Below are 26,117 nucleotides of genomic sequence, written 5' to 3'. Positions count from 1 at the left end.
CGACTTCAAACGGTCATGTGGATGAGGTTTGGCATAAGCGTAAGTAACGATGTTCGCGTCTGCTTTGTGGTTCTTGACGTACGGCCACAACCCCTCACCACTCGTGCGGGGGTTGGGTATGTCAATAGTGTTTCGGTGGTTATAGCGTCAGGGAAACGCCCGGTCACATTCCGAACCCGGAAGCTAAGGCTGACAGCGCTGATGGTACTGCGAGGGGGACCTCGTGGGAGAGTAAGACACCGCCGAACTCCCTTTCAACAGGGGTCGCATCGGCGGGCTTGCCAGAGATGGCAGGCCCGCCCGGTGCGGCCCCTGTTTTCATTTATAGACTTGTACATCTGAAGAGCGCTGCCGGGAGGCCACCCATGAACGATCGTTCGCCACGAGACCACTCCGGGGATCGCGGTCCCCGGAAGCCCTATCGAGGCGGCGATTCCCGCGCCGGCCAGCGGGGCGGCGGCGATCAGCGCGGCGGCTACCGGGGGGAGCGTCGCGACGGCGACGAGCGGCGTCCCTCCCGCGGAGGCCGCGACGGCGAGCGGCGTTCGTACCAGGGCAGCGGGGACGGTGGTCGCCGGCCGTATCGGGGCGACCGCGACGATCGCGGTGGAGCCGCAGGCGGCAGTGACGAACGTCGGCCCTACCGCGGCGGCGCACGCGACGGACAGCGCCGCGATGACCGGGGAGACCGGGGCGAGCGCGGTCGAGACGGTGGACAACGGCCTTTCCGGGGTGATCGTGACGGCAATGGTGCTCGGCCCTTCCGTGCAGGCGAAGACCGGCGCCCGTACCGCGGTGACCGAGATGATCGGGGTCGTGGCGGCCGCGACGGCGACCGCTCCTACCGCGGGAACGGCGATGAGAGGCGACCGTATCGCGGTGACCGCGATGGTCGGCGCCGTGACGGTCAGCGCCGTGACGATCAGGGCAACAACGGCCGGGGTGGCACGCGCGGCGCCGGCCGCAGCGACCGAGGAGGCCGCGATCGCAACTTCACCGAGGCCGAGCGGCTGCAGCACGAACTGCGCCCCGTCCGTTCGGAGCACCGCGATCCGCGGGTGCCGGACGAGATCACCGCGAACGATCTCTACCCCGCGGCCCGCAACGAGCTGAAGACGCTGCAGGCCGAGGTGCAGGAGCGCGTGGCGCGGCACCTCGCGACCGCACTCGTGCTGCTCGACGAGGATCCGGAGCTCGCGCATCAGCACGCGCTCTCGGCGAGTCGCAGGGCCGGCAGGATCCCTGTCGCCCGTGAATTCCTCGCGATGACCGCGTACCGCATCGGCGACTTCGCGCTCGCCCTGCGAGAGCTGCGCACCTACCGCCGCCTCAGCGGGCGCGACAACCACGTCGCGCTGATGGTCGAGTGCGAGCGCGGCCTGAATCGGCCAGAGAAGGGCATCGAGACCGGTCTTGCCGTGGACGCCAAGCAGCTCGACACCGAGCAGCGCGTGCACCTGGCCATCGCGATGTCGGGCGCGCGTCTCGACATGGGGCAGACGCAGCAGGCGCTCTTCGAGCTCGAGATCCCCGAGCTCGACCCGAATCGCGGCTTCTCCTGGAGCCCCGAGCTCTTCGCGGCGTACGCGGCGGTGCTCGAGGAACTCGGCCGCAGCAGCGAGGCGGCCGAGTGGAACGAACGGGCCGACCGTGCAGCGCTCGCACTGGAGGAGCACCTCGGCGGGCACGACGAGCTCGATGTGTTCGAGGTCGTCGAGATGGATCTGCCCGAGGAGGCCGAGACCGAGGCGGATGAGGCCGACGCGGACGGCGCCGATGGAGGCGGGCTCGACACCGGGGAGGCCGAATCCGAAGAGACCGAGGCGGATGAGGCCGACACGGATGAGGCCGATGCACGGAACGAGCCGGCTGAGCCGGACCGGGCCGTCGAAGCGGCGCCGCTGAGCTTCCACGAGGAGGTCGCGGCCGAGGTCGACGAACTGCTCGCCGAGGCGGGCATCGGCGCCGGGACTGAGACTGAGAGCACCGATTCGACCGAGGACGAGGAGCAGCGCTGATGGGATTCTTCGGGAAGCGGGGGCCCGAGCTCGGCCCGGCGCCGCTCGAGGGCAGGGAACTGGTGCTCGCGGACCTCGACGGTGTCGTCTACCGCGGCGACGGAGCGATCCCGGGCGCAGTCGAAGCACTCAACCTCGCCGCTGAGACGCGACGGGTCGCCTATCTCACCAACAACGCGTCGCGCACCGATCAGACGGTCGCCGAGCACCTGCAGCGCCTCGGCCTGCGCACCACGGCCGGAGACGTCGTGACCTCGCCGCAGGCCGCGGTCGCGCTGCTCGCGGACACCGTGCCCGCGGGCTCGCTCGTGCTCGTCGTCGGCGGAGACGGGCTCGTCGACGAGCTCGAGAAGGGCGGCTTCCGGGTCACCCGGAGCGCCGAGGACGACCCGGCCGCGGTGGTGCAGGGCTTCGCCCCCCACGTCGGTTGGGAGCATCTTGCGGAGGCGTGCTACGCGCTCGCCGAACAGCCCGGTCGCGAACCGCTGCCGTGGATCGCGACGAACACCGACTGGACGATCCCGCGAGCCCGCGGCATCGCACCGGGCAACGGCACGCTCGTCTCCGCCGTGCACACGGCGGTGCAGCGCCTGCCAGTCTTCGCGGGCAAGCCCGAGACCCCGATCTACGAGGCGGCCTTCGCGCGCTTCGGCACGCGCAAGGCGCTCATGGTCGGCGACCGCCTCGACACCGACATCAAGGGGGCCCGGGCGGCCGAGATCCCGAGCCTGCAGGTGCTCACGGGTGTCGACCGCCCGAAGCAGCTGGTCGCGGCGTCGCAGGACATGCGCCCCGACTACATCGTCGCCTCGCTCTCCGAGATGCACGATCCCTATCCCGTCACCGAGACGCTGCGCGACGGCACGGCCCGCGTGGGCTCGGCGAAGGTGCGCATGAACGGGCACGTCGTCGAGGTCGTCTCGGAGGGCGACTCGCCGCTGAACCTGCTCCGCGCCGGCTGCGCCGCGATCTGGGCCTCGGGACTTGCGATCTACGGGTTGAAGGTGCCGGAGATCCTGTACGAGGACCACTGGCGGCCGTGAGCGGCGCCGAGGAGAGGGCCGTGGAAGACGAACGGAACGACGACGCGCAGACAGCTGGCCCGTCCGGGGCGCTCGGCGACGGCGAACTGCTCGACCGCATCGGCCTCATCGAGTCGCAGCCGCTCGCGCAGCGCGCGGCGGGCTTCGAGCAGTTGCACGACGAACTGCTGACCGAGCTGCAGCGGAGCGACCAGGGTGCCTGACGGCGCGGAGGCGAGCTGGGAGGGATCGCCGGCGCGTCTCGACCGCGTGCTCGCCGAGCTGGGCCTCGCCCGCTCCCGCAGCCGGGCGTCCGAGCTGATCGCCGAGGGGCGCGTGCGCATCGACGGCGCCCCTGCCGCGAAGGCGGGTGCGCGGGTCGGGGAGGGATCCCTCGTCTCCGTCACGGGGGAGGACCGCTACGTCAGCCGAGCCGCGGCGAAGCTCGCGGCGGGGCTCGACCGCTTCGGCATCGACCCGTCGGGGCGCGTGGCGCTCGACCTCGGGGCCTCGACGGGCGGCTTCACCCAGGTGCTGCTGGAGCGCGGCGCTCGCCTCGTGCAGGCGATCGACGTGGGTCACGGCCAGATGGCGGAGGAGATCGCGAGGGATCCGCGGGTGCGCCTCGCGGAGGGATGCAACGCGCGCGACCTCGATCGCGCCGGGCTCGCAGGCCGCACCGGGATCGACGAGGCGCCCTCCCTCATCACGGCCGACCTCTCGTTCATCTCGCTGACCCTCATCCTGCCCGCGATCGACCGCTGCGCAGCGGATGAGGCCGAGCTGCTGCTGCTCATCAAGCCGCAGTTCGAGGTCGGTCGCGTGCGCGACGGGGTCGTCACGAATCCCGCCCAGTGGGCCGAGGCGATCCGCACCGTGCTCGACGCCGCGGCCGGGCACGGCTTCGGCTGCACGGGTCTCGACCTCTCGCCTGTGGTGGGCGGCAACGGCAACCGCGAGTATCTCGGCGCCTTCGCACGCGCGTCGGCGCCCGATCCGACAGAATGGGAGGGTCGGATCGCCGAGCTGTGCGAGCGCGGCGCCGCAGCGGCGGACAGCGCCGCCTGAGCGAAGGAGAGCCATGAGCGACTTGCGAGGAGCGGACGGCGCGGAGCGCCGGCCGCTCGACGAGTCTGGTGCCGTCGCCGCGGCGCAGCGGGCCCCGCGCGGGCAGGACGCCAGGCGCATCCTCGTGGTCTCGCACGCCCACCGGGCCGAGGCGATCGCGGCGACCATCGAGGTGGTGCAGGCCCTGCGCGAGGCGGGCGTGGTGCCGGTGCTCGACGCTGCGGACCGCACTGCCTTCGCCCCGCACTTCGACGTCGCGCAGACCTCGATGCTCGGTCGCGACGTCGCCGTGGTCGAGCTGGAGGTCGCGCTCGTGCTGGGGGGCGACGGCACGATCCTCCGTGCGGCAGAGATGCTGCGCGGCTCGGACTGCCCGATCGTCGGCGTGAACCTCGGGCACGTGGGCTTCCTCGCCGAGATGGAGAGCTACGACCTGGCGTCCACGATCGATCGCGTGCTGCGCCGCGACTACACGGTCGAGGAGCGGCTGACGATCGAGGTGCAGGCCACGTACGAGGGCGAGGTCATCGCCGACACCTGGGCGCTCAACGAGGCCAGCGTCGAGAAGCGCAGGCGCATGCTCGAGGTGGCCATCGGCGTCGACGGCAGGCCGCTCTCCAATTTCGCCTGCGACGGCGTCGTGCTCGCGACCCCCACCGGGTCGACGGCCTACGCATTCTCGGCGGGAGGACCCGTCGTGTGGCCGGGCGTGCAGGCCATCCTCATGGTGCCGATCGCGGCCCACGCGCTGTTCCAGCGCCCCATCGTCACCGATCCCGACTCCGAGCTGAGCGTCATGATCCTCCCGGAGAACGTGGGCCCCGGCGTGCTGTGGTGCGACGGCAGACGCCGCACGGAGTTGCCGGCGGGCGCGGTCGTCCGGGTGCGGCGCTCGGCGCACTCGGTGAAGCTCGCCCGACTCGATCAAGCGGTCTTCTCGGAGCGGCTGGTGCAGAAGTTCAGGCTGCCCGTCTCGGGTTGGCGCGGCGAGCGCGGGGGAGGGATCGCGTGATCGAGGAGCTCCGCATCCGCGACCTCGGTGTGATCGCCGACACGACCCTTCCGCTCGGGCCCGGTTTTACCGCGATCACCGGTGAGACTGGCGCGGGCAAGACGATGGTGGTGAGCGCGCTCGGCCTGCTCATGGGCGAGCGCAGCGACGCCGGTGCGGTGCGGGCCGGCGCGTCGCAGGCCCGGGTGAACGGCATCGTGCAGAGCAGCGACCCGGAGGTCGCGGAGATCGTCGCCGACGTCGGGGGCGAGATCGAGGACGGCGAGCTCGTGCTCGGCCGCACCGTGAGCGCCGAGGGGCGCAGCCGCGCCACCGTCGGAGGGGCGAGCGCCCCGGTCGGCAGCCTCGGCAGGCTCGCAGGCAGGCTCTTCGCCGTGCACGGGCAGTCGGAGCAGCTGCGGCTGAAGTCGGCGGCGGAGCAGCGCGACACCCTCGACCGCTTCGGCGGCGCCGCGATCGCGGAGACGCTCGGGGCCTATCGGGACTGCCACCGCGAGCGGCAGGCGCTCGAAGCCGGGGTGGCGGAGCTGAGCGCGGCGCGCGAGGAGCGCGCGGCGGAGGCCGAGCGGCTGCGCGGCGAGCTCGAGGAGATCGCCGCCGTCGATCCGCAGCCGGGTGAGGAGGGCGAGCTGCAGCAGCGCATCGAGCTGCTCGGCAACGTCGAGACGCTGCGCGCCGCGACCTCGGCCGCGCATGAGGCGCTCTCCAGCGAGTCCGACGATCCCTTCAGTCGCGACGCGGGCAGCCTCGTGGACAGCGCGCTGCAGGAGGTGGAGCGCGCGGCGATCTACGACCCCCGTCTGGAGGCCGTGGCCGAGACGCTGCGTTCCGTGAGCTTCCAGGTCGCCGATGCGGCGCGCGAGCTCGCGGCCTACGCCGGCGACCTCGACCAGGAGGGGCCGGGGGAGCTCGCGCGGGCGAACGAGCGTCTGGCGGCGCTGAACGCGCTCTTCCGCGCCTACGGCGCCGATTCGCAGGCCGTGATCGACTACGCGGCGACGGGCGCGCTGCGTCTCGCCGAGCTCGAGGGCGACGACGAGACGATCGGCGAGCTGACCCAGAGGCTCGAAGCTCTGACCGTGCGCGAGGCCGAGCTCGCGGCGCGGCTGTCGGAGCAGCGGCGGGAAGCCGCCGATCGGCTGTCGGAGTTGGTGACGGCCGAGCTCAGGCAGCTCGCGCTGCCCGACGCGAGCTTCGCCGTGCGGGTCGCTCCGCTCGACGCGCTCGGCTCGAGCGGGGGCGACGAGGTGCAGCTGCTGCTGAGCCCGCACCCCGGTTCGTCGCCGCGGCCGATCGCCAGGAGCGCCTCGGGGGGCGAGCTCTCGCGGGTGATGCTGGCGCTCGAGGTCGTGCTGGCCGGCGCCGACCCCGTGCCGACCTTCGTGTTCGACGAGGTCGACGCGGGCGTGGGCGGCGCCGCCGCGATCGAGATCGGACGGCGGCTCGCGAGGCTCGCCCGCACCTCGCAGGTGATCGTGGTCACGCACCTCGCCCAGGTCGCGGCCTTCGCGAACAACCACCTGCGGATCTCGAAGGACACGGCGGGCGGCTTCACCGAGAGCAGCTGCCGCAGGCTCGAGGGCGATGAGCGCCTCGCCGAGATGGCGCGCCTGCTGTCGGGCCTGAGCGACTCGGAGAGCGCGCTCGAGCACGCAGCGGAGCTGCTGGCGCTGGGCGGCTGACCCGGCGGGCCGGAAGGGCGCATCCTCGGATGTCCGAGGCTGCTGCTACTCTCCAACCATGGTGAAGTTGTTCGCGCGCCGCCGTGCCGAGGCCGGCGCGAAACCCGACCTCGACGACAGCGCTGCTGCGAAGGCCGCGTACCTCGATTCGCATCCGCACGTGGTGCACGCCGATCTCGAGCAGATGGACGCCGAGACGCGCGAGATGTACCGCGACGCGCGCGATGCGGCGGCCGAGGCCGTGGAGGAGCGGGCCAAGACGCCGACCAGAGAATTCGTGGTGCGCAACCCCTTCCAGCTCGGCTTCACCGTGACGCTCGGCGTGCTCGTCGCCCTGCTCTTCGGCGGGATGGTCGGCCAGCTGACGACGATCATCATGTACGTGGTCGCGGCCCTCTTCGTCGCCCTCGGCCTCGACCCGGTCGTGCGCTGGCTCGAGCGCAAGGGACTGAACCGGCCGCTCGGCATCGCCGTCGTGTTCGGCGGCTTCGTGCTGCTGATCGCGGGCCTGCTCGCCATCATCATCCCGATGATCGCCAACCAGGTCTCGCAGCTGATGCGGAGCGCGCCCCTGCTGTTCAGCGACATCACCCAGCAGGACTGGTTCAGGGATCTGAACAGCCGCTTCGGCGAGTTCGTCGACTTCGACGGGCTGCTCTCGACGGGGCAGGACCTCGTCAGCCGACCGGAGAACTGGGCGCAGGTGGCCGGCGGGGTGTGGCAGGCGGGGGTCGGCATCGCGAACGGGCTCACCGCCGCGCTCATCGTGCTCATCCTCACCCTCTACTTCCTCGCCTCGCTGAAGACGATCAAGCGGGCCTTCTACTCGCTCGTGCCGCGCTCGGGCCGGGCGAAGGTGATGGACATCACCGAGCAGGTGACGAAGTCGGTCGGCGGCTACGTCAACGGCATGGTGATCCTGGCATTCATCAACGCCGTGCTCGGCTTCATCATGATGACGATCGTGGGGGTGCCGTTCGCCGGGCTCGTGGCCGTCAGCGTCTTCCTGCTCGCTCTGATCCCGCTCATCGGGTCGGTCGTCGCGACCGTACTGGTCGGCATCGTCGCGCTGTTCAACTCGCCGACGACCGCGGTCATCGCGGTCGTCTACTACCTCATCTACATGCAGATCGAGTCGTACCTGCTGACGCCGCGCATCATGAACCGGGTCGTCTCGGTCCCGGGATCCCTCGTGGTCATCGGCGCGCTCGCCGGCGGCACGCTGCTCGGGCTGCTCGGCGCGCTGATCTCGATCCCCGTCACCGCGATGGTGCTCATGATCATCAAGCAGGTGTGGGTGCCCCGGCAGGAGCTCCGCTGAACCGCCGTGGGCGTGCGAGCGGCAGCGGCGCGCCTATGACGCTCCTCGAGCGACGGCGACCGGAGCACCGGAGCACGGGAAACGCACTGTCTGTCGCCCCCGGCACCTGATAGGATCGAAGCCCGTGGGAACAGAGCAGAGCGCGAGCCAGAACGGCATCACCAAGCACATCTTCGTCACCGGGGGTGTCGTCTCCTCGCTGGGGAAGGGCCTCACCGCCGCCAGCCTCGGGAATCTCCTGACGGCGCGCGGTCTGCACGTGGTCATGCAGAAGCTGGATCCGTACCTCAACGTCGATCCCGGCACCATGAACCCGTTCCAGCACGGCGAGGTCTTCGTGACCGACGACGGGGCGGAGACCGACCTCGACATCGGACACTACGAGCGCTTCCTCGGCATCAACCTGTCGCAGGCCGCCAACGTCACCACGGGCCAGATCTACTCGACCGTGATCGCGAAGGAGCGCCGCGGCGAGTACCTCGGCGACACGGTGCAGGTGATCCCTCACATCACCAACGAGATCAAGCGCCGCATGCGGCTGCAGGCCGAGGAGGAGCCGCGCCCCGACGTGATCATCACCGAGGTCGGCGGCACGGTGGGCGATATCGAGTCGCAGCCGTTCCTCGAGTCGGCGCGCCAGGTGCGCCACGAGCTCGGCCGGGGCAACGTGTTCTTCGTGCACGTCTCGCTCGTGCCCTTCATGGGCGCCTCGGGCGAGCAGAAGACCAAGCCCACCCAGCACTCCGTCGCTGCGCTGCGCTCCATCGGCATCCAGCCCGACGCCCTCGTGCTGCGCAGCGACCGTCCCGTCACCGACGACAACCTGCGCAAGATCGCGCTCATGTGCGACGTCGATGAGGACGCGGTGGTCAACGCCGTCGACGTGCCGAGCATCTACGACCTGCCCAGGCTGCTCAACGACCAGGGCCTCGACCAGACGATCGTCGAGCACCTCGGCCTCGCCGACCGCGCCGGCGACGTCGACTGGGCCGGCTGGCAGCCCGTGCTCGACGCCGTGCACCAGCCGAAGGGCGAGGTCACGCTCGCGCTCGTCGGCAAGTACATCGACCTGCCCGACGCCTACCTCTCGGTGACCGAGGCGCTGCGCGCGGGCGGCTTCGCGCACTCCACGAAGGTGAACCTCAAGTGGGTACCCTCCGACACCTGCGAGACGCCCGAGGGCGCGCTCGAGGCGCTCGGCGACGTCGACGGCATCTGCGTGCCCGGCGGCTTCGGCATCCGCGGCATCGAGGGCAAGCTCGGCGCGCTCCGCTTCGCCCGCGAGAACGGCATTCCCACGCTCGGCCTGTGCCTCGGCCTGCAGTGCATGGTGATCGAGTACGCCCGCAACGTGACCGGCCTCGAGGGCGCCTCCTCGACCGAGTTCGATCCCGAGACCGCGGTGCCCGTCATCGCGACCATGGCCGAGCAGGTCGAGATCATCGACGGCGGCGACCTCGGCGGCACCATGCGCCTCGGCCTCTACGAGGCGGCGCTCGCCGAGGGATCCCTCGCCGCATCGCTCTACGGTGCACCGACCGCGACCGAGCGCCACCGCCACCGCTACGAGGTGAGCAACCGCTACCGCGAGCAGATCGCGGAGTCGGGGCTGTCGTTCTCGGGCACGAGCCCCGACGGCGAGCTCGTGGAGTACGTGGAGCTGCCGACCGACGTGCACCCGTTCTACATCGCCACCCAGGCGCACCCCGAACTGAAGTCGCGCCCCGGCACGCCGCACCCGCTGTTCGCGGGCCTCGTCGGCGCCGCGATCGAGCGCCGCGACGCGGCGCAGCTGTTCGAGGTCGAAGAGGGCGAGTGACCCGATGACGGTCGGGGGAGCGCCGCTGCGCGACGAGATCGCCGACGACGTGCGCGTCACGGATAGCGAGCTGCTGGCGCGCGGCCACATCTGGGACGTGCGCCGGGACCGCTTCGAGATCGGCGGCGCCGACGTCGAGCGCGATTACCTCGACCACACGGGCGCCGTCGCGGTGCTCGCTCTCGACGACGACGGCCGCGTGCTGCTGATCAAGCAGTACCGCCACGCCATCGCGCATCGCGACTGGGAGATCCCGGCCGGCCTCATGGACGCTCCGGGCGAGAGCGGCCTCGCCGGTGCGCAGCGCGAGCTCGCCGAGGAGGTCGACCTGCAGGCCGGCCGCTGGGATCTGCTGCTCGACCTGTTCCTCTCGCCCGGTTCCACGAGCGAGGCGATCCGCATCTTCCTCGCGCGTGAGCTGTCGCCGGTCGAGCACGACTACGTGCGCTCCGAGGAGGAGGCCGAGATCGAGCCTCGCTGGGTGGCACTCGACGACGCCGTCGCCGCGGTGCTCGACGGCCGCGTGCAGAACGCCGTGACGGCCGCGGCCGTGCTCGGCGCCGTCGCGGCCAGGGCGCGCGGCTGGGAGACGCTCCGCGATCCCTCGCTGCCGTGGACCGCACGCGAGGCTGCGCGGGGAGAACGGTCGCGCTGATGCCGATCGAGCCGTCGCGCGGCGCGGAACGGTATCTGCGATACGTCGCGCTCGAGCGGGGGCTCTCGGAGAACAGCCTCGCCGCCTACCGCCGCGACCTCGCCGCCTACGCGGCGTGGTTGGAGGGGCGAGGGATCCCGACGCTCGACGACGTCTCTCCCGCGACGCTCTCGCAGTACGTGGTCGAGCTCGGCGGAGCGGAGGGCGGCGAGCCGCGGCTCGCCCCCGCCTCCATCACGCGCCGCCTGTCGACCGTGCGCAATCTGCACCGCTACCTGTTCGACGAGGGAGTGCTCGAGACGAACGCGGGCAGCGCCGTGCGCACGCCGAAGCGGGCGCAGCGGCTGCCCAAGGCCCTGCCGATCGAAGAGGTCGAAGCGCTGCTGGCCTCGGCGAGCGGCGACGACCCTGTGGCGCTGAGGGATCGTGCGCTGCTCGAACTGCTGTACGCGAGCGGTGCGCGCGTGAGCGAGGCGGCGGCGCTCGACGTCGACGATCTGCTCGGCGCGGCCGTCGGCTCCGATGCGTGGGCCGACCCCGAGGGCGCGCTCGGCGAGGGCGGCTTCATCCGCGTGACGGGCAAGGGATCCAAGCAGCGCATCGTGCCCTACGGCAGCTTCGCCGGCCGTGCGCTCGCCGCCTACCTCGTGCGGGCGCGCCCCGCGATGGTCGCGCGCGGCAAGGGCACCCCGGCGCTGTTCGTGGGGCCTCGCGGTGCCCGCATGTCGCGGCAGAGCGCCTGGCTCGTGATCCGGGCCGCCGCCGAGCGGGCGGGCATCACGGCCGACGTCTCGCCGCACACGCTGCGCCACTCGTTCGCCACGCATCTGCTCGCGGGAGGCGCCGACGTGCGCACCGTGCAGGAGCTGCTGGGCCACGCGTCCGTCACGACCACGCAGATCTACACGCAGGTCACGGCCGACACCCTGCGCGAGCACTACCTGATGTCGCACCCGCGCGCGAAATAGCCGCGCATCTGCACATCCGCGCCCGCGATAGGATGGAGCGTTAGAGATCGCGTGCGACAAGGAGCGGGAATGGCGAACACTCTGTTTGAGTTGGGCCCCACCGGCCGACCCGAGCGGATCATTCCCGCGCCCGCGAAGCTCGATCGTCACGGTCCGGCGCGCATCATCGCCATGTGCAACCAGAAGGGCGGCGTCGGCAAGACGACCTCAACGATCAACCTCGCCGCCGCGCTCGCGCGCTACGGCCGCCGCGTGCTCGCGGTCGACTTCGACCCGCAGGGCGCGCTCTCCGCGGGCCTCGGCGTGCAGGCGCACGATGTGCCCACGATCTACGATCTGATGCTCGGCAAGGTGAGGGATCCGCACGAGGCGATCCGTCAGACCGAGACCGCGGGACTCGACGTGATCCCGGCCAACATCGACCTCTCGGCGGCAGAGGTGCACCTCGTCACCGAGGTCGCCCGCGAGCAGATCCTCGCCGGCGTGCTGCGCAAGGTCGCCGACGACTACGACGTGGTGCTCATCGACTGCCAGCCCTCGCTCGGTCTGCTCACCGTCAACGCGCTGACCGCGAGCCACGGGGTGCTGATCCCTCTCGCCTGCGAGTACTTCGCGCTGCGCGGCGTCGCCCTGCTCGTCGAGACGGTCGAGAAGGTGAAGGACCGCCTGAACCCGGCGCTCGAACTCGACGGCATCCTCGCCACGATGTACGACGCGCGCACGCTGCACGCGCGCGAGGTGCTGGAGCGCGTGGTCGACACCTTCGGCGACAAGGTGTTCGACACGGTGATCGGCCGCACCGTGAAGCTGCCCGACGCGCAGATCGCGGCGAAGCCGATTCTCGACTACGCCCCGTCGAACGCGGCCTCCGAGGCCTACCTGAAGCTCGCCCGCGAACTCGTGCAGCGCGGCGTCGTCGCCTGATGCCATGATGGTCGCGCTCGCAGGCGGGCAGGGGGCGTCGGCCCCTCCCCACGGTGCAGGCGATGCCGCACCCGGCGCTGCGGACGCCGCCCCCGAGCCCGGTGCGGCCGCGGATGGCGGCTTCCGCGTCTCGCTCGAGCAGTTCGACGGCCCGTTCGACCTGCTGCTGAACCTCATCGGCAAGCACGAGCTCGACATCACCGAGGTGTCGCTCAGCCTCGTCACCGACGAGTTCATCGCCTACCTCGCCTCGCTCGAGGGGCAGGGCATCGTCGAGCTCGACCGCGCCTCGGAGTTCCTCGTGGTCGCGGCCACCCTGCTCGACCTCAAGATCGCGAGCCTGCTGCCGCAGGGCGAGGCCGTCGACGCCGAGGACATCGCCCTGCTCGAGGCCCGCGACCTGCTGTTCGCCAGGCTGCTGCAGTACCGCGCGTTCAAGCAGGCGAGTGCGTGGTTCCGCGGTCGGCTCGAGGCGGAGGAGGCCAGGCACCCGCGCCTCGTGCCCCTCGACGCGAAGTTCCGGGAGCGCGTGCCCGAGCTCGTGTGGCACCTCTCGGTCGAGGACTTCGCGGCGATCGCGCTGCTCGCCTTCGCGCCGCGTGAGATCCCGACGGTCGGCCTCGACCACCTGCACGCGCCCCTCGTGTCGATCCGCGAGCAGGCGGCGGTCGTCGTCTCGATGCTGCGCACGGGTGGGGCGCGGTCGTTCCGCCAACTCGTGGCGGGTGTGGATCCCTCTGCCGACCGGGGGGTGATCGTGGCGCGCTTCCTCGCGATCCTCGAGCTCTACCGGCGGGCAGCGGTGACCTTCGAGCAGGCCGAACCGCTCGGCGAGCTGCACGTGCAGTGGACCGGGGAGAGCTGGTCCGACGACGAACTCGCGACACTGGGGAGCGACTATGACTGAGCGCAACGGGGCCGAGGGCGGCGCGACCGCGCCCGCCCCGGCCGAGGCGCCCGACACCGAGCTCGACCGCGCCCGAACCGATCACACGCTGCAGCAGCAGCTCGAGGCTCTGCTCATCGTGGCCGACGAGCCGCTGAGCGCGATGGCGCTCGCGACGGCGACCGACCGCCCGGTGCGCGAGGTGCGGGCGGCGCTCACGGCCCTCATCGCCGATTTCGAGGGCGAGGGATCGGGTCCGCAGCGCGGCTTCGAGCTGCGCGAGGTGGCGGGCGGATACCGCTTCTACGTGCGCGAGAGCCTTGACCCGGTGGTGGCGGGCTTCGTGCAGCAGCAGACGCCGTCGAAGCTGTCGCAGGCCGCGCTCGAGACCCTCGCCGTGATCGCGTACCGGCAGCCGATCTCGCGCGGAGCGATCGCGTCGATCCGCGCGGTGAACGTCGACTCGGTGGTGCGCACGCTGCTCGGCCGCGGCCTCATCACGGAGGTGGGGCAGGACCCCGAGACGACCGCGACCCTCTACGGCACCACGGAGGCGCTGCTCGGACACCTCGGCATCGGCGACATCTCCGAGCTGCCGCCCATCGCCCCCCTCCTCGACGAACCCACGGAAGGCTTCGAACATGAGTCGCTCTAGCAATGACGGCGCCGGCGGCGGAGCCCGGGGCGGCGACCGCGGCGGCGCCGGCGGTCAGTTCTCGGTCGACGGCGAGGCCGTCGAGATCGACCTCGCCGAGTGGGGCTGGGAGCGGCCCGGCGGCGGGTCGGATCCCTCGCCCTCGAACGAGGCCGACGACGGCCGCGTGCGCCTCCAGAAGGCCCTCGCGCACGCGGGTGTGGCGTCGCGCCGCGCCTGCGAATCGCTCATCACCGGCGGCCGAGTGACGGTGAACGGCGAGGTGCAGCGCGAGCTCGGATCGCGCATCGACCCCGAGCACGACGACGTGCGCGTCGACGGCGTCGTCGTGCAGCTCGACGTCTCGAAGCGCTACTTCGTGCTGAACAAGCCGCGCGGCGTCGTCTCGACCATGCGCGACGAGAACGGCCGCCCCGACCTGCGCGAGTTCACGGACCGGATCGAGGATCGCCTCTACAACGTCGGCCGCCTCGACACCGACACGAGCGGCCTGCTCATCCTCACGAACGACGGCGAGCTCGCGCACCGCCTCGCGCACCCGAGCTTCGGGGTGCAGAAGACCTACATCGCGAAGGTGCGAGGCCGCGTCACCCCAGCGGTGATCCAGCGTCTCAAGGACGGCGTCGAGCTGAAGGACGGCCCCATCAGCGCCGACCGCGCGAAGCTGCTGCCCGGCGGCTCGAACCGCTCGCACTCGCTCGTCGAGCTGACGCTGCACTCGGGGCGCAACCGTATCGTGCGGCGCATGCTCGCCGAGGTGGGGCACCCCGTGGAAGAGCTCGTGCGGCGCCAGTTCGGCCCGCTGCACCTCGGCACGCTGCGGGTGGGGGAGATGCGCGAGCTCTCGGCCGCCGAGCGCGGGGCGCTGCTGAGCGCGATCGAGGACGGCGAGGCCGCTGCCGCGGGCGAGGGATCGCGGCCGCGCCGCGACGCCAGGGGCGCGGTGACGGCCGGGAGGCCGGGCGACGGAGCCGGAGCGCGCGGCATGCGAGGCGCCGCGGCCAAGGGCAACCCGCACAACCGCCGCGGCGCGCAGGCGGTCAGCGGGCGCAAGCGCAGGAGTGTCGGCGGTGCCGCAGATACTGGAGGTAAGCGCGGCGGTCCGGCCGGTCCGGGCGGCGGCAAGCGCGGCAATGCGGGCGGCGGCAAGAAGGGAGGCGGACGATGAACGAGCTGCAGGCGCGCACGCGCGGATCCGTGCACATCATCGGCGCGGGCCTGCTCGGCGCGAGCATCGGCCTCGGCCTGCGCGAGCACGGAATCGACGTGACGCTCGAAGATCTGTCGCCGACCACGGTCGCGCTCGCAGCCGACTACGGAGCGGGCCGGGTGCGCGCGGCCGGGGATCCCTCGCCCGCGCTCGTGATCGTCGCGACTCCGCCAGACGTCACCGCCGACGTCGTCGAGCGAGCACTGCTGAGCTACCCCGAGGCGGTCGTCACCGATGTGGCGAGCGTGAAGCTCGCCCCGTTCCTCGAACTCACCCGCCGCGGCGTCGACCTCACCAACTACGTCGGCTCCCACCCGATGGCCGGGCGCGAGCGCGGCGGCGCGATCATGGCCCGCGCCGACCTGTTCGTCGGGCGGCCCTGGGTCGTGTGCCGCGACCGCGAGACGCCCGCCGAGGCGCTCGCGCTCGTCGAGGCGGTGGCGCTCGACCTCGGCGCCGTCCTGCTCGAGATGACCCCGGACGAGCACGACCGCTCCGTCGGCCTCGTCTCGCACCTGCCGCAGGTCGTGTCGAGCCTGCTCGCGGCCCGCCTCTTGCCCGCGCCCGAGCAGGCCATCGGCCTCGCGGGCGCAGGCCTGCGCGACACGACGCGCATCGCGTCGAGCGATCCCGAGCTGTGGGTGCAGATCCTCGGGGCCAACCGCGAGCCCGTCGTGGAGATGCTCGACGCGCTCGCCGCAGACATCGCGGCGTTCACGGACGCGCTGAGGGATCCCGCGCAGCCCGGTGCGAAGCGGCGCATCGCCGACCTGCTCGCCGCGGGCAACAGCGGCGTCTCGCGCATCCCGGGCAAGCACGGCTCATCGGAGCGCTTCGCGGTGATCACGGTGATCGTCGACGACCGGCCGGGCCAGATCGCCCGTCTGCTCACCGAACTCGGAGAACTGGGCATTAATATGGAAGACTTGCGCCTCGAGCACTCGCCGGGCGCCCAGATCGGCTTCGCCGAGATCGCCGTGCTGCCCGAGGTGGCCGAGCGCGCGGTCGCCGATCTCACCGAACGCGGATGGAGGACGCTGTGAACGATGCTGCGATGAGCGCTGCGGGTCAGCCTGCCGACGCCGCGGGCGAGACCGCCGCTCCTCTGCTGGTCGCGATCGACGGCCCCGCGGGCAGCGGCAAGTCGAGCGTGTCGCGCGAGGCGGCAGGTCGTCTCGGCTTCGGCATTCTCGACACCGGCGCAGCGTATCGGGCGCTGGCGTGGGCCGCGCTCCAGGCCGGTGTCGACCTCGACGACGACGGCGCCGTGCTCGCGCTGCTCGAATCCTGGGGTTTCACGATCACGATGCGCGGCGAGCAGTGGGTCACGGTGACGCTGCCCGCGGCCGAGGGGGTCGTGCCGAGCGACCCGGTCGACGTCACCGCCGCCATCCGCGAGCCGAGCATCAGCGGCCAGGTGAGTCGGGTGTCGAAGCATCCCGAGGTGCGCGAGCGCTTGAATGCCATGTTCCGCCGCATCGTCGCCGAGTCGGGGCTGCCCGGCGTGGTGATCGAGGGGCGCGACATCACCACCGTGGTCGCACCCGATGCGCCAGTGCGCATCCTCATGACCGCCTCGCCCGAGGTGCGGGCGCAGCGGCGGGCGGGTGAGCTGCCCGGCCTGTCGCACGAGCAGGTGCTCGCCGACATCGTCGCGCGCGATGCGAAGGACGCGCAGGTGGTCGACTTCTTCAACCCCGCACCCGGGGTGACGCTCGTGGACACGAGCGAACTGGACTTCGAGCAGTCCGTCGGGGCTGTCATCGACATCGTACGAACGGCCCGGAAGGCCGCGGAAGTGAGCGAGTAATGAGCAACGAACAGAACGAGCCCGAGGTCTTCGACGCCTCGGCTGTGGACGCGGACGAGGTGATCGTCGGCGAGGGCTTCGAAGACGCGCCGGAGTTCGACGGCGAGGTCACCGACGAGGAGCGCCTGCGCGCCATGCGCTCGAACCTCGATGGTTTCGACCTCGAGGAGGACGACCTCGCGATCATCGGCGCCGACGGCGAGTTCCTGGGCTTCCAGGAGCCGCTGGCCGAGGCGCTGCCGGTCGTCGCGATCGTCGGCCGGCCGAACGTCGGCAAGTCGGCGCTCGTCAACCGCATCCTCGGCCGCCGCGAGGCCGTCGTCGAGGACGTGCCCGGTGTGACCCGCGACCGCGTCAGCTATCCGGCCGAGTGGGGCGGCACCCGCTTCACCCTCGTCGACACCGGCGGCTGGGAGCCCGATGCGAAGGGCATCGATGCGTCGGTCGCGCTGCAGGCCGAGGTGGCCATCGAGCTCTGCGACGTCGTGATGTTCGTCGTGGACTCGCGCGTCGGGCCGACCGCCACCGACGAGCGCGTGGTGCAGCTGCTGCGCCGCACGAAGAAGCCCGTCTTCCTCATCGCCAACAAGGTCGACGACGCCGTGCAAGAGCCGGAGGCCGCCCAGTTGTGGTCGCTCGGCCTCGGCGAGCCGCACCCCGTCTCGGCGCTGCACGGACGCGGCGTCGCCGACCTGCTCGATCGGGTCGTCGCGGCTCTGCCCGAGGAGTCGGCCGTCGCGCAGCCCAAGCTCGCAGGCCCCCGCCGCGTCGCGCTGCTCGGCCGTCCCAACGTGGGCAAGTCGAGCCTGCTCAACAAGGCCGCGGGCGAGGAGCGCGTCGTTGTGAACGAGCTCTCGGGCACCACCCGCGACCCCGTCGACGAGCAGGTCGAGATCGCGGGGCGCGTGTGGACCTTCGTGGACACTGCGGGCATCCGCCGCCGTGTGCACCTGCAGAAGGGCGCCGACTTCTACGCGTCGCTGCGCACCGCCGCCGCGCTCGAGAAGGCCGAGGTCGCGGTCGTGCTCATCGACGTGACGCAGGAGATCAGCGACCAGGATCTGCGCATCATCGATCTCGTGCTCGAGTCGGGCCGCGCGCTCGTGCTCGCGTTCAACAAGTGGGATCTGCTCGACGACGATCGCCGCCGCTACCTGGAGCGCGAGATCGAGCAGGATCTCTCGCACGTCGACTGGGCGCCGCGCGTGAACATCTCGGCGCGCACCGGGCGCCACCTCGAGAAGCTCGTGCCCGCGCTCGAGCAGGCGCTCGAGTCGTGGGACACCCGCATCCCGACGGCGAAGTTCAACGCCTTCGTGGCCGAGCTCGTGCAGGAGCACCCGCACCCGCTGCGCGGCGGCAAGCAGCCGCGTATTCTGTTCGGCACGCAGGTGCAGAACCGTCCGCCGACGTTCGTGCTGTTCACCTCGGGTTTCCTGGATCCCGGGTATCGTCGCTTCATCCAGCGCCGCCTGCGCGAGCGCTACGGTTTCGAGGGTTCCCCCATCGTGATCAACATGCGCATCCGTGAGCGGCGACAGCGACGATAGGAGCTGGGGTCGCCGCTCCGAGAAGGCCATTTCTGGCCTTCGAGAGGATGCGCCGCGCGGCTCCGTCCGCGCGGTGAGCATGCCGAAGGCACTCCTCTGTCCTTCCCATGAAAGGCGACAGCGACGTTAGGAGCCGGGGTCGCCGCTCCGCGCCCATCCTTCGTGGCTCGTCAGTTGATGTCGTGGGATCTCGAATTCTCGACATCTACTGACGAGCGGAGGATGCGCGCCGCGCGTGCCGGCACCGGGCTGCGCGGTGGGAAAACGCGGCGCGAACCCGTCCGCGCGGTGAGCATCGCGGCGCTGATCCCTCACCCCTCCGCGAAGCCGTGTTCGGCGAGCCAGGCTCTGGCCGTGCGCTTGCGTGCCCGCAGCAACCAGGAGTCGATGATCAGCTCTCCGAGCAGCCCCGCCTCGATGAGCGGCAGGCGCAGGAGCACCGCGGGATAGCCGTCGAGGTGAGGGATCGTGAACGCGATCTCGGGGAAGGCCTCGAGCAGTTCGAGCTTGGCCTCCTCCCCGTCGACGCGGATCGCGAGCACGGGCTCGCCCGGTTCCTCGCCGCGCTCGCGCATCCACGCGAGGTCCTTGCCGGTCACGGGGCGCGACCAGGCGAACATGGGCCCGCCGACGACGCGCCAGCTCGGGCCCATGTTCCAGCCGCCCTCGCGCTCCTCGGTCTCGGGCAGCGCGAGGGCGATCGCGCGCACATCGTCGAACGTAGCCATGACGACCTCCTCGGTGATGCCTCACGAGCAGCCTACGTCGGATCGCGCCGCACCGGCATCGCGGGCGGCGGACGTGGATGTGTGCTCGGGCGGCCGGATCCCTCACCCGATAGCCTCGAGGCATGGCCGACGACCCCCGCGAGCTCACGCGGCTCGAGCGCGCGATCGACCGCGCCGCGCACCGCGTGCTCGCCGGGCGTCCCGCGACGGGAGCCCGCGCCGTGCTCATCGAGTGCGTCGTGTTCCTGCTCAAGCAGGCATGGGCGTGCGTCTTCGGTGCGCTGCTGCTCGCGGTGATCGTCGCCGCCAGGCTCTGGTACCCCGACGACGCGCCCCTCGCGCGCAACGACGCCCTGACGATCGCGGCGGTGCTGATCCAGGTCGGCATGCTCGCCTTCCGGCTGGAGAGCGGGCGGGAGCTGTGGGTGATCGTGCTGTTCCACATCACGGGCACGGCGATGGAGCTGTTCAAGACCGACATGGGCTCTTGGACCTACGAGGCCGAGGGCGTGCTGCGCATCGGCGCGGTGCCGCTCTTCAGCGGCTTCATGTACGCCGCGGTCGGCTCGTACATGGTGCGCGTCTACCGCCTGCACGAGTTGCACTTCACGCGGTTTCCTCCGGTGTGGGCGACGACGCTCGTCGCGGCCGGCATCTACGCGAACTTCTTCACGCACCATTTCTTCTTCGACCTGCGTTGGGTGCTGCTCGCGCTCGTGGCGCTGCTGTGGTTGCGCACGGTCATGTACTTCCGCATCTGGCGCGCGGTGCTGCGGGTGCCGGTGCTGCTCGTGTTCGCGGGAGTCGCGCTGTTCATCTGGCTCGCCGAGAACATCGCGACCTGGGCGGGAGCCTGGTTCTATCCGAACCAGGTGGACGGATGGGAACTCGTCTCACCGCAGAAGCTCGTCTCGTGGTTCCTGCTGATGATCATCTCGATCGTGCTCGTGACGTGGGTGTACCCGCCGCGGAGCCCGGATGATCGGGTACCGCAGCGGGTACGGTCCGGGGAGACGGCCGAGGCCGCCGAGGCTTAGCTCGCGAGCACCGGCGCCGCGATGATGCCGATGGCGAAGAGTGCGGCGACGGCGAGTGCGGCCAGAGCGGTGAGGGCGAGCAGGACGCCGTTGAGCCAGACGCCCCAGAGCGCGAGCGTGCGCTCTCCGGTGCCGCGGCGGAGCGCGAGGATGCCGAGCACGAGGCCGGTGACCGGCGCGAAGAACGACCAGCCGGCCACGATGGAGACGATGCCCAGCACGAAGCTCGCGACCGAGAACGCGTTCGCGTGGTTGGCGCCGAGCGGCGCGGCGGACGCGGGCCCGGCCTCGGCTGCTCCGGCACCGGCGGGCGTGGATGCCGAAGCGGCGGCCTCGGGTGCATCGGAGGTCTCGACCGGCTCCATGGTGCGGGCCGGCTCCGCCGTACGGCCCTGCTCCGTGGTGCGGTCCAGCTCCGTCGTGCGGGCCGACTCCGCGATGCGGGGCAGCTCCACGGTCGAGTCGGAGACGATGGCGGGGGCGGTGATGGTGGCGTTCATCGGAACTTCCTTCCGGTGGGCGGCGGGCTCTCGAAGGCGTCCCGTCCGTGATGCCTCCACGTTACGAACGGCGAGGGATCCCTCGCGTCCTGCCGCGGTATCGATGCCGTCGTACCCCGGTACCGCCCCGCAGTGACACCGCGGTGCTGCTTCGGTGCCGCGCGAGCGCGCGCTAGTGCGAGGCCTGCGAGATGTCGGTGCCCTTCGGGGCGGTGACGAACACGAGCACGGCGACGGCGAGCATGATGAGGCCGCCCGCGACGCCCGTCGCCTGCAGCGAGTGGGTGAACGCTGTGCCGGCCTCGTGCGCGAGCTCGGGGAGGCGCAGCTCGCCGGCGATCGCGACGGCGGCTCCGAGGGAGTCCTCGGCCTGCACCGCGAGCCCGGGGTCGAGGGCGTCGAGCAGCCCGCTGCCCACGAGCTCGGCGCGGTAGATGAGCGCCGAGATGCTGCCGAGGATCGCGACGCCGAGCACGGCTCCGAGCTCGTACGAGGTTTCCTCGAGCGCGCCGGCGTTGCCCGCCTTCTCCTCGGGGGAGCCGTGCATGATCATGGCCGATCCGATCGCGAGAGATCCGGTGCCCGCGCCGATGAGGGTGAGCGCGCCGATCACGGTGAGGTTCGCGAGTTCGCCCGGCTGCAGCGCGATGAGCAGCATGCCGGCGCCGGCGAGAGCGATGCCGCCGGCGAGCACCGCCCGCGCGCCGATGAGGCGGGCCAGCGGGGGAGCGGCGAGCGAGGCGAGGGCGCTCGCGATCGCGAGCGGGATGAGTCGCACGCCGGCCTCGAGCGGTGAGGCGCCGTCGACCAGCTGCATCCACTGCGCGATGAGCAGCATCGCGGCGGCCATGGCGAACATCGAGCCGAGCGCGGCCGCGATCCCTGCGGAGAACTCGCGGCTGCGGAAGAGGCGCAGCTCGAGCAGGGGCGCCTCGCTGCGCACGCAGCGCACGACGAACCAGGCGAGCAGCGCTGCACCGGCGGCGAAGGCGACGAGCGCCTCGGGTACGAGGAAGCTCGCGTGCTTGCCGAAGGTCTTGATCGCCCACACGACGAGGGTCATGCCGGCGAGCGAGAGCAGCGCCGAGAGCGCGTCCCACCTGCCGGGGCTCGCGACGCGCGACTCGGGCAGGATCAGGATGCCCGCGATCACGCCCGCCACCATCAGCGGCACGTTGATGAGGAACGCCGCGTGCCATGAGAAGTGCTCGAGCAGCGCGCCGCCGATGAGCGGGCCGACCGCCGCGCCGAGGCCCGAGACGGCGGCCCAGATGCTCAGCGCCGTGGCGCGCTCCTTCGGGTCGGCGAAGATGACGCGGATGAGCGAGAGCGTGATCGGCATGATCATCGCGCCGCCGATGCCGAGCAGCGCGCGGATCGCGATGACGCCCTCCGCGCTCGTCGTGAAGAGCACGAGCAGCGAGGCGAGCCCGAAGATCGAGTAGCCGAGCATGAGCATGCGCTTGCGGCCCCAACGGTCGGCGATGGCCGCGAACGAGACGAGCAGGCCAGCGAGCACGAGCGAGTAGACGTCGATGATCCAGAGCTGCTGATCCGAGGTGGGGTGCAGCTCGGCCGCCATCTCGGGCAGCGCGATGTTGAGGATCGTCATGTCCATCATGATCACGAGCAGGCTCGCCGTCAGCACGGAGAGGGCGGCCCAGCGGCGGGCGCGGGTGAGCGGCTGCGCGGTGGTCGGGGCGGTCGGCGCGGTCACGGGAGCGGCCTTTCGGTGTCGGTGGGGGTCGTCGCCGGGGCGGGCGAGGCGGTGGTCGGTCCGGTGCCGGGGCGAGGGATCGCGGACCTCGGCGCCGATGCATCGGGCATCGCGAGCAGCGCGCGCACGGCGGCCGCGAGGTCGTCGAGGCTCAGGGGTTCGTCGTGCAGCGCGGCGTGCACGGTGGCGCCGTCGAGGTAGACGGTGATCGCCGCCGCTCGCGCGCGGCCGATGTGCGGCGCGAGCATTGCGGCGAGGCGGTCGTTCCAGCGCCGCGCGAGGGCTCGCATGCGCGCGTCGACGGTGCCGGAGGCGATGAGTGCGAGCTCGCCGTCGACAGCCCGCCGGTCGCGGAGGAAGTCGCGCAGCGGCACCATCGCGTGTTCGACGTCGCCGAGCAGGTCGGGGATCGTGGCCTCCATCTCGGCGAGATTCCGGTCGATGTCGTCGGCGATGCGCTGCAGCGCCTGCTCGCGCAGCTCGTCGATCGATGCGAAGTACTGCGTGGTGGAGCCGAGCGACACCCCGGCGCGAGCGGCGATCGCGCGGTGGGTGATGGCAGCGGGGCCGTTCTCGACGATCAGCTCGGCCGCGGCGTCGAGTATCGCGCGGCGGCGGCCCTCGGGGTCGCGTTTGCCGGGTGCGGGCTGCGTCGCGTGCATGGCTCCTCCGATCCCTATTGGACATATGTACATGTACTTTTGTACAGATTCGTTGCGGTGATCGCAAGTTTCGAATGCGTGTCAATATTGCGCCGCATTGCCTGTCGGGCCGCTTTGTCGGAGGCAGCGGGTAGCGTGTTGTGCAAGAGCCGCCGCGATCGCGCGGCGCACCGGGGGAGAGGGATCATGACTCAGCTCAGCACGGCAGACCTGTACGACGAGCACGGGGAGCAGCTGCGTTCGGTCTCGCTGCAGTTCCAGAACCTCGGGGGCATGAGCGGGTTCAGCGGACCGGTGCGCACGGTGCGCTGCTTCCAGGACAACGCGCTGGTGCGGCAGCAGCTGCAGACGCCGGGCGACGGCGCGGTGCTCGTGATCGACGGCGGCGGTTCGCTCGAGACCGCGCTCGTCGGCGACATCATCGCGTCGCTCGCGGTCGACAATGGCTGGGCGGGCCTCATCGTGCACGGCGCCATCCGCGACCGGGTCGCGATCGGCACGCTGCCGCTCGGCGTGAAGGCGCTGGGGTCGAACCCGGCGAAGTCTTCGAAGACCGGGGCCGGCGAGGTCGACGTGCCCGTCGAGATCGCGGGCGTCGTGTTCAGGCCGGGTGCCACCGTGTGGTGCGACGACGACGGGATCCTCGTCGAGGCGTAGGGCGTAGGGCGTAGGCGCGGGTGTAGGTGAGGCGCCTGGGTCTGCGGGCTCAGGGGTGAGGGAGCCCTCGCCGCTCGCGACCTCGCCGCCCTCAGACGCCGAGCTGTTTGAGCAGCTTGCCCGAGCCTCGAGTCGCTGCGCCGATCGCGTGGCAGCGGGCGCGCAGCTCGGCGTCGCTCGTCACGACCGTGACGGCGGCGCCGCGCGCGACGGCCGCCTGCGCCTCGAGCACGATCGTGTCGTCGCCGAGGCCGTCCGCGCCGACGACCCGCACGGAGGGCGTGCCCGTGACGCCGCGCGCGGCGCCCTCGGTGACGAGCACCCAGTCGGGGAAGACGCGCTCGAGGCCGGGGATGCGCGTGGCCGGGAGGTCGAGGAAGCCGGAGCGCAGGCCCGATCCCTCGCGGACCAGGGCCTCGATGCGGTCGCGCAGTCGCTCCGCGGCGCCGTGGCGATCCCTCCACCAGCCGTCGGGCACGCTGCCGACGACGTTCGCCGCGTCGACCACGACCGTGGGCGCGGCCGTGACGAGGGGGCGCAACAGGCGCCAGCTCTGCGCGAAGGCCGGGTGCAGGGGGCGCTTCTCGATCTCGGAGAGGCGCACCCACTCGAGGGCGTGGCTCTCCGCGTCGGTGATCTGGGGCTCGAAGGGCTCGATGACCTCGGCGATGAGGGTCGTGTAGCTCCAGCCGCCGCGGTCGAGCACGTGGGTGAAGCGGGGCTGCACGGCGTCGTCGGGGATTCCGGCCTCCTCCTGCGACTCGCGGATCGCCGCCGCGAGCGCCGCCTCGCCCGCGTGGCGCGCTCCGCCCGGGATGCCCCACGTGTCGCCGTGATCGCTCCAGGTGACGCGGTGCTGCAGCAGAATCGCGTCGAGATCGCGGTCGTAGGCGAGCAGGCCGGCCGCACCGAAGCGGCCCCAGTAGCGACCGCCGTCGTCTGCGGTGACCCAGGCGTCGCCGGGATTTCGGAGGTCGCTCATGCTCATCAGCGTAGCAACGCGGGGTTTCGCGGGGCCGGGGATCGGGCGAGAATGAAGTCATGAACAGCAACGCAGCGCCCATGACCGTGCTCGACGAGGACGCGTGCTGGGAGCGGCTGGCAGCGCAGCAGGTCGGCCGCCTCGTGACGCACGTGGGAGACGTGGTCGACATCGTGCCCATCAACTTCGTGGTCGACGGGCGCGGAATCGTGTTCCGCACCGCAGCGGGCAACAAGCTCGCAGGGCTGTCGATCAATGGCGATGTCGTGTTCGAGGTCGACGAGTTCGACGGCGATGCCAGGTGGAGCGTGGTGCTGCGCGGCGAGGCGCGTGTGCTCTCGAACGAGGATGAGGTGGCCGCCGCCGAGGCGCTGCCGCTGCGGCCGTTCGTCGCGACGCTGAAGCCGACGTTCGTGCGGGTCGAGGCGACGTCGGTGAGCGGGCGCGCGTTCGAGTTCGGGCCCGAGCCGCGGCGCGAGGACGTTCAGGAGGGGTAGGCGGATCCCGCGCGATTTTTTTCGGGGGTGCTGTCGATTAGGGCGCATCCCGTACGTCACCTTCATGTCGGACCGATCGGCCCGGCACCCGCACCCGCCCGCTGCGCGATCGGTTCGCTGCGCGACCAGTTCGCTGCGGAGGGCGGGACGACCGAGGAGGAAATCATGAAGTACGCACTGCTGCTGATGGGCACGTGAACGACCCGGCCTGCGGCGAGGAGGGAGGCGCGAGCCCCGAGGAGTTCTTCGCCTTCGACCAGGAGATCACGGCGGCCGGGGTCGTGGTGACCTCGTTCGCGCTCGAGGGGCCGGAGCAGGCGGTGAGCGTGGGCAGCGACGCCGCGGGGGAGCGGGTCGTGTCGTCCGGGCCCTTCGCCGAAGTGCAGGAGTTCGTGGGCGGCGGCTACATCATCGACGTGGCCGACATCGACGAGGCGATCGCCTGGGCGCGCAGGAGCCCCGGCTCGGCGCCCGGTGGGCACGTGGAGATCCGCCCCGTCGCCCCCTATTGAGCTCGGGGCCGAGCCGGTGACTGAGCACATGGCCGCGCAGGACGAGGTGCGCCGGGCGCTCGCGGCGATCGACCGCGACGCCCGCGCCCGCATCCTGGCGACGCTCGCGCGGCGCTTCGGCGACCTCGACCTCGCCGAGGACATGACCCAGGAGGCGCTGGCTCAGGCGCTGGTCACGTGGCCGCAGACGGGGGTGCCGGAGTCGCCCGAGGCGTAGCTGAAGAC

Annotated in this window: 27 protein-coding genes, 1 rRNA gene and 1 pseudogene; 23 read left to right on the top strand and 6 right to left on the bottom strand. The window is 71.5% G+C overall.

Annotation, left to right across the window (positions count from 1 at the left end; genetic code table 11):
- Positions 1-131: 131 nt before the first annotated feature.
- Positions 132-248: ribosomal RNA gene (gene rrf, locus J4H91_RS12285) — 5S ribosomal RNA — on the top strand.
- 6 nt (positions 249-254) lie between these two features.
- Here the strand turns inward: rrf and J4H91_RS12280 are convergent.
- Positions 255-1,019 (bottom strand): hypothetical protein, encoded by a 765-nt coding sequence (locus J4H91_RS12280; RefSeq protein ID WP_208046546.1) that lies wholly within the window; start codon positions 1,017-1,019, stop codon positions 255-257.
- A 39-nt stretch (positions 1,020-1,058) separates the two neighbouring features.
- On the opposite strand from J4H91_RS12280, the gene J4H91_RS12275 reads away from it, so the two are divergent.
- The 17 genes and pseudogenes from J4H91_RS12275 to der all read left to right on the top strand — a co-directional run bounded on the left by J4H91_RS12275 (position 1,059) and on the right by der (position 18,600).
- On the top strand, positions 1,059-2,018 hold the full coding sequence (locus tag J4H91_RS12275) for a hypothetical protein (protein WP_341783535.1): 960 nt from the start codon (positions 1,059-1,061) through the stop codon (positions 2,016-2,018).
- Positions 2,018-3,061 carry an HAD-IIA family hydrolase gene (locus J4H91_RS12270; protein WP_208046545.1) on the top strand — a complete coding sequence of 348 codons (1,044 nt, stop codon included), beginning with the start codon at positions 2,018-2,020 and terminating at the stop codon, positions 3,059-3,061. Before J4H91_RS12275 ends, J4H91_RS12270 begins: the two co-directional genes overlap by 1 nt.
- 20 nt (positions 3,062-3,081) lie before the next feature.
- The gene (locus tag J4H91_RS12265) at positions 3,082-3,264 is read left to right on the top strand and encodes a hypothetical protein (protein WP_208046555.1); all 183 of its coding nucleotides are present in this window, start codon (positions 3,082-3,084) and stop codon (positions 3,262-3,264) included.
- On the top strand, positions 3,257-4,108 hold the full coding sequence (locus tag J4H91_RS12260) for an SAM-dependent methyltransferase (protein ID WP_208046544.1): 852 nt from the start codon (positions 3,257-3,259) through the stop codon (positions 4,106-4,108). The genes J4H91_RS12265 and J4H91_RS12260 overlap by 8 nt, the downstream gene beginning before the upstream one ends.
- A 13-nt stretch (positions 4,109-4,121) precedes the next feature.
- On the top strand, positions 4,122-5,120 hold the full coding sequence (locus tag J4H91_RS12255) for an NAD kinase (RefSeq protein WP_208046543.1): 999 nt from the start codon (positions 4,122-4,124) through the stop codon (positions 5,118-5,120).
- On the top strand, positions 5,117-6,802 hold the full coding sequence (gene recN, locus J4H91_RS12250; RefSeq protein ID WP_208046542.1) for a DNA repair protein RecN: 1,686 nt from the start codon (positions 5,117-5,119) through the stop codon (positions 6,800-6,802). The genes J4H91_RS12255 and recN overlap by 4 nt, the downstream gene beginning before the upstream one ends.
- A gap of 58 nt (positions 6,803-6,860) precedes the next feature.
- Entirely contained in the window at positions 6,861-8,123 is a 1,263-nt protein-coding gene (locus tag J4H91_RS12245) for an AI-2E family transporter (protein ID WP_208046541.1), read from the top strand.
- A gap of 124 nt (positions 8,124-8,247) precedes the next feature.
- On the top strand, positions 8,248-9,942 hold the full coding sequence (locus tag J4H91_RS12240) for a CTP synthase (protein ID WP_341783534.1): 1,695 nt from the start codon (positions 8,248-8,250) through the stop codon (positions 9,940-9,942).
- Positions 9,943-9,946: 4 nt separating this feature from the next.
- Entirely contained in the window at positions 9,947-10,597 is a 651-nt protein-coding gene (locus J4H91_RS12235) for an NUDIX domain-containing protein (protein WP_208046540.1), read from the top strand.
- The gene (locus J4H91_RS12230) at positions 10,597-11,565 is read left to right on the top strand and encodes a site-specific tyrosine recombinase XerD (protein ID WP_208046539.1); all 969 of its coding nucleotides are present in this window, start codon (positions 10,597-10,599) and stop codon (positions 11,563-11,565) included. The genes J4H91_RS12235 and J4H91_RS12230 overlap by 1 nt, the downstream gene beginning before the upstream one ends.
- 69 nt (positions 11,566-11,634) lie before the next feature.
- A complete protein-coding gene (locus tag J4H91_RS12225; RefSeq protein WP_208046538.1) occupies positions 11,635-12,489 on the top strand; it encodes a ParA family protein in 855 nt (284 codons plus the stop codon).
- Between the two features lie 4 nt (positions 12,490-12,493).
- Entirely contained in the window at positions 12,494-13,396 is a 903-nt protein-coding gene (locus J4H91_RS12220) for a segregation and condensation protein A (protein ID WP_243752935.1), read from the top strand.
- Positions 13,389-14,030: an SMC-Scp complex subunit ScpB gene (gene scpB, locus J4H91_RS12215; protein WP_208046537.1), complete on the top strand. Its 642-nt coding sequence runs from the start codon at positions 13,389-13,391 to the stop codon at positions 14,028-14,030. Before J4H91_RS12220 ends, scpB begins: the two co-directional genes overlap by 8 nt.
- A pseudogene (locus tag J4H91_RS12210) lies at positions 14,017-14,940 on the top strand (pseudouridine synthase); the annotation flags it as partial. The gene scpB and the pseudogene J4H91_RS12210, both read left to right, overlap by 14 nt.
- Before the next feature lie 254 nt (positions 14,941-15,194).
- Entirely contained in the window at positions 15,195-16,283 is a 1,089-nt protein-coding gene (locus J4H91_RS12205; protein WP_208046535.1) for a prephenate dehydrogenase, read from the top strand.
- Positions 16,284-16,294: 11 nt separating this feature from the next.
- Entirely contained in the window at positions 16,295-17,050 is a 756-nt protein-coding gene (gene cmk / locus J4H91_RS12200) for a (d)CMP kinase (RefSeq protein WP_208046534.1), read from the top strand.
- On the top strand, positions 17,050-18,600 hold the full coding sequence (gene der / locus J4H91_RS12195; protein ID WP_208046533.1) for a ribosome biogenesis GTPase Der: 1,551 nt from the start codon (positions 17,050-17,052) through the stop codon (positions 18,598-18,600). The genes cmk and der overlap by 1 nt, the downstream gene beginning before the upstream one ends.
- Before the next feature lie 311 nt (positions 18,601-18,911).
- Here der and J4H91_RS12190 read toward each other — a convergent pair whose 3' ends face one another.
- Positions 18,912-19,328, bottom strand: a complete 417-nt coding sequence (locus J4H91_RS12190) for an MmcQ/YjbR family DNA-binding protein (RefSeq protein WP_208046532.1) — start codon at positions 19,326-19,328, stop codon at positions 18,912-18,914.
- A gap of 122 nt (positions 19,329-19,450) precedes the next feature.
- Here J4H91_RS12190 and J4H91_RS12185 point away from each other — a divergent pair, with 122 nt between their 5' ends.
- Positions 19,451-20,365 carry a DUF817 domain-containing protein gene (locus J4H91_RS12185; RefSeq protein ID WP_208046531.1) on the top strand — a complete coding sequence of 305 codons (915 nt, stop codon included), beginning with the start codon at positions 19,451-19,453 and terminating at the stop codon, positions 20,363-20,365.
- On the opposite strand, the gene J4H91_RS12180 is transcribed toward J4H91_RS12185, so the two are convergent.
- The 3 genes from J4H91_RS12180 to J4H91_RS12170 form a co-directional block, all read right to left on the bottom strand.
- On the bottom strand, positions 20,362-20,865 hold the full coding sequence (locus tag J4H91_RS12180; protein ID WP_243752934.1) for a DUF4190 domain-containing protein: 504 nt from the start codon (positions 20,863-20,865) through the stop codon (positions 20,362-20,364). The genes J4H91_RS12185 and J4H91_RS12180 overlap by 4 nt on opposite strands.
- Before the next feature lie 172 nt (positions 20,866-21,037).
- Positions 21,038-22,582, bottom strand: coding sequence for an MFS transporter (locus J4H91_RS12175; protein ID WP_208046530.1), 1,545 nt, complete (start codon positions 22,580-22,582; stop codon positions 21,038-21,040).
- Positions 22,579-23,244, bottom strand: coding sequence for a TetR/AcrR family transcriptional regulator (locus J4H91_RS12170; RefSeq protein WP_208046529.1), 666 nt, complete (start codon positions 23,242-23,244; stop codon positions 22,579-22,581). Before J4H91_RS12170 ends, J4H91_RS12175 begins: the two co-directional genes overlap by 4 nt.
- 186 nt (positions 23,245-23,430) lie before the next feature.
- On the opposite strand from J4H91_RS12170, the gene rraA reads away from it, so the two are divergent.
- Positions 23,431-23,901 carry a ribonuclease E activity regulator RraA gene (rraA, locus tag J4H91_RS12165; protein ID WP_208046528.1) on the top strand — a complete coding sequence of 157 codons (471 nt, stop codon included), beginning with the start codon at positions 23,431-23,433 and terminating at the stop codon, positions 23,899-23,901.
- Positions 23,902-23,992: 91 nt separating this feature from the next.
- Here the strand turns inward: rraA and J4H91_RS12160 are convergent, their stop codons facing one another.
- The gene (locus J4H91_RS12160; protein WP_208046527.1) at positions 23,993-24,883 is read right to left on the bottom strand and encodes an NUDIX domain-containing protein; all 891 of its coding nucleotides are present in this window, start codon (positions 24,881-24,883) and stop codon (positions 23,993-23,995) included.
- Between the two features lie 59 nt (positions 24,884-24,942).
- Here J4H91_RS12160 and J4H91_RS12155 point away from each other — a divergent pair, with 59 nt between their 5' ends.
- The 3 genes from J4H91_RS12155 to J4H91_RS15660 all read left to right on the top strand — a co-directional run bounded on the left by J4H91_RS12155 (position 24,943) and on the right by J4H91_RS15660 (position 26,109).
- Entirely contained in the window at positions 24,943-25,380 is a 438-nt protein-coding gene (locus J4H91_RS12155) for a pyridoxamine 5'-phosphate oxidase family protein (protein ID WP_208046526.1), read from the top strand.
- Positions 25,381-25,574: 194 nt separating this feature from the next.
- Positions 25,575-25,892 carry a YciI family protein gene (locus tag J4H91_RS12150; protein WP_341783533.1) on the top strand — a complete coding sequence of 106 codons (318 nt, stop codon included), beginning with the start codon at positions 25,575-25,577 and terminating at the stop codon, positions 25,890-25,892.
- A gap of 16 nt (positions 25,893-25,908) precedes the next feature.
- Positions 25,909-26,109 carry a hypothetical protein gene (locus J4H91_RS15660; RefSeq protein ID WP_243752933.1) on the top strand — a complete coding sequence of 67 codons (201 nt, stop codon included), beginning with the start codon at positions 25,909-25,911 and terminating at the stop codon, positions 26,107-26,109.
- The last annotated feature ends 8 nt before the right edge of the window (positions 26,110-26,117 follow it).

It is taken from the genome of Leucobacter ruminantium (genome assembly GCF_017565705.1).
GTDB classification, from domain to species: Bacteria; Actinomycetota; Actinomycetes; order Actinomycetales; family Microbacteriaceae; genus Leucobacter; species Leucobacter ruminantium.
Note: the sequence above shows the minus strand (reverse complement) of the source record. Positions and strands in the feature narration are given on the sequence as shown.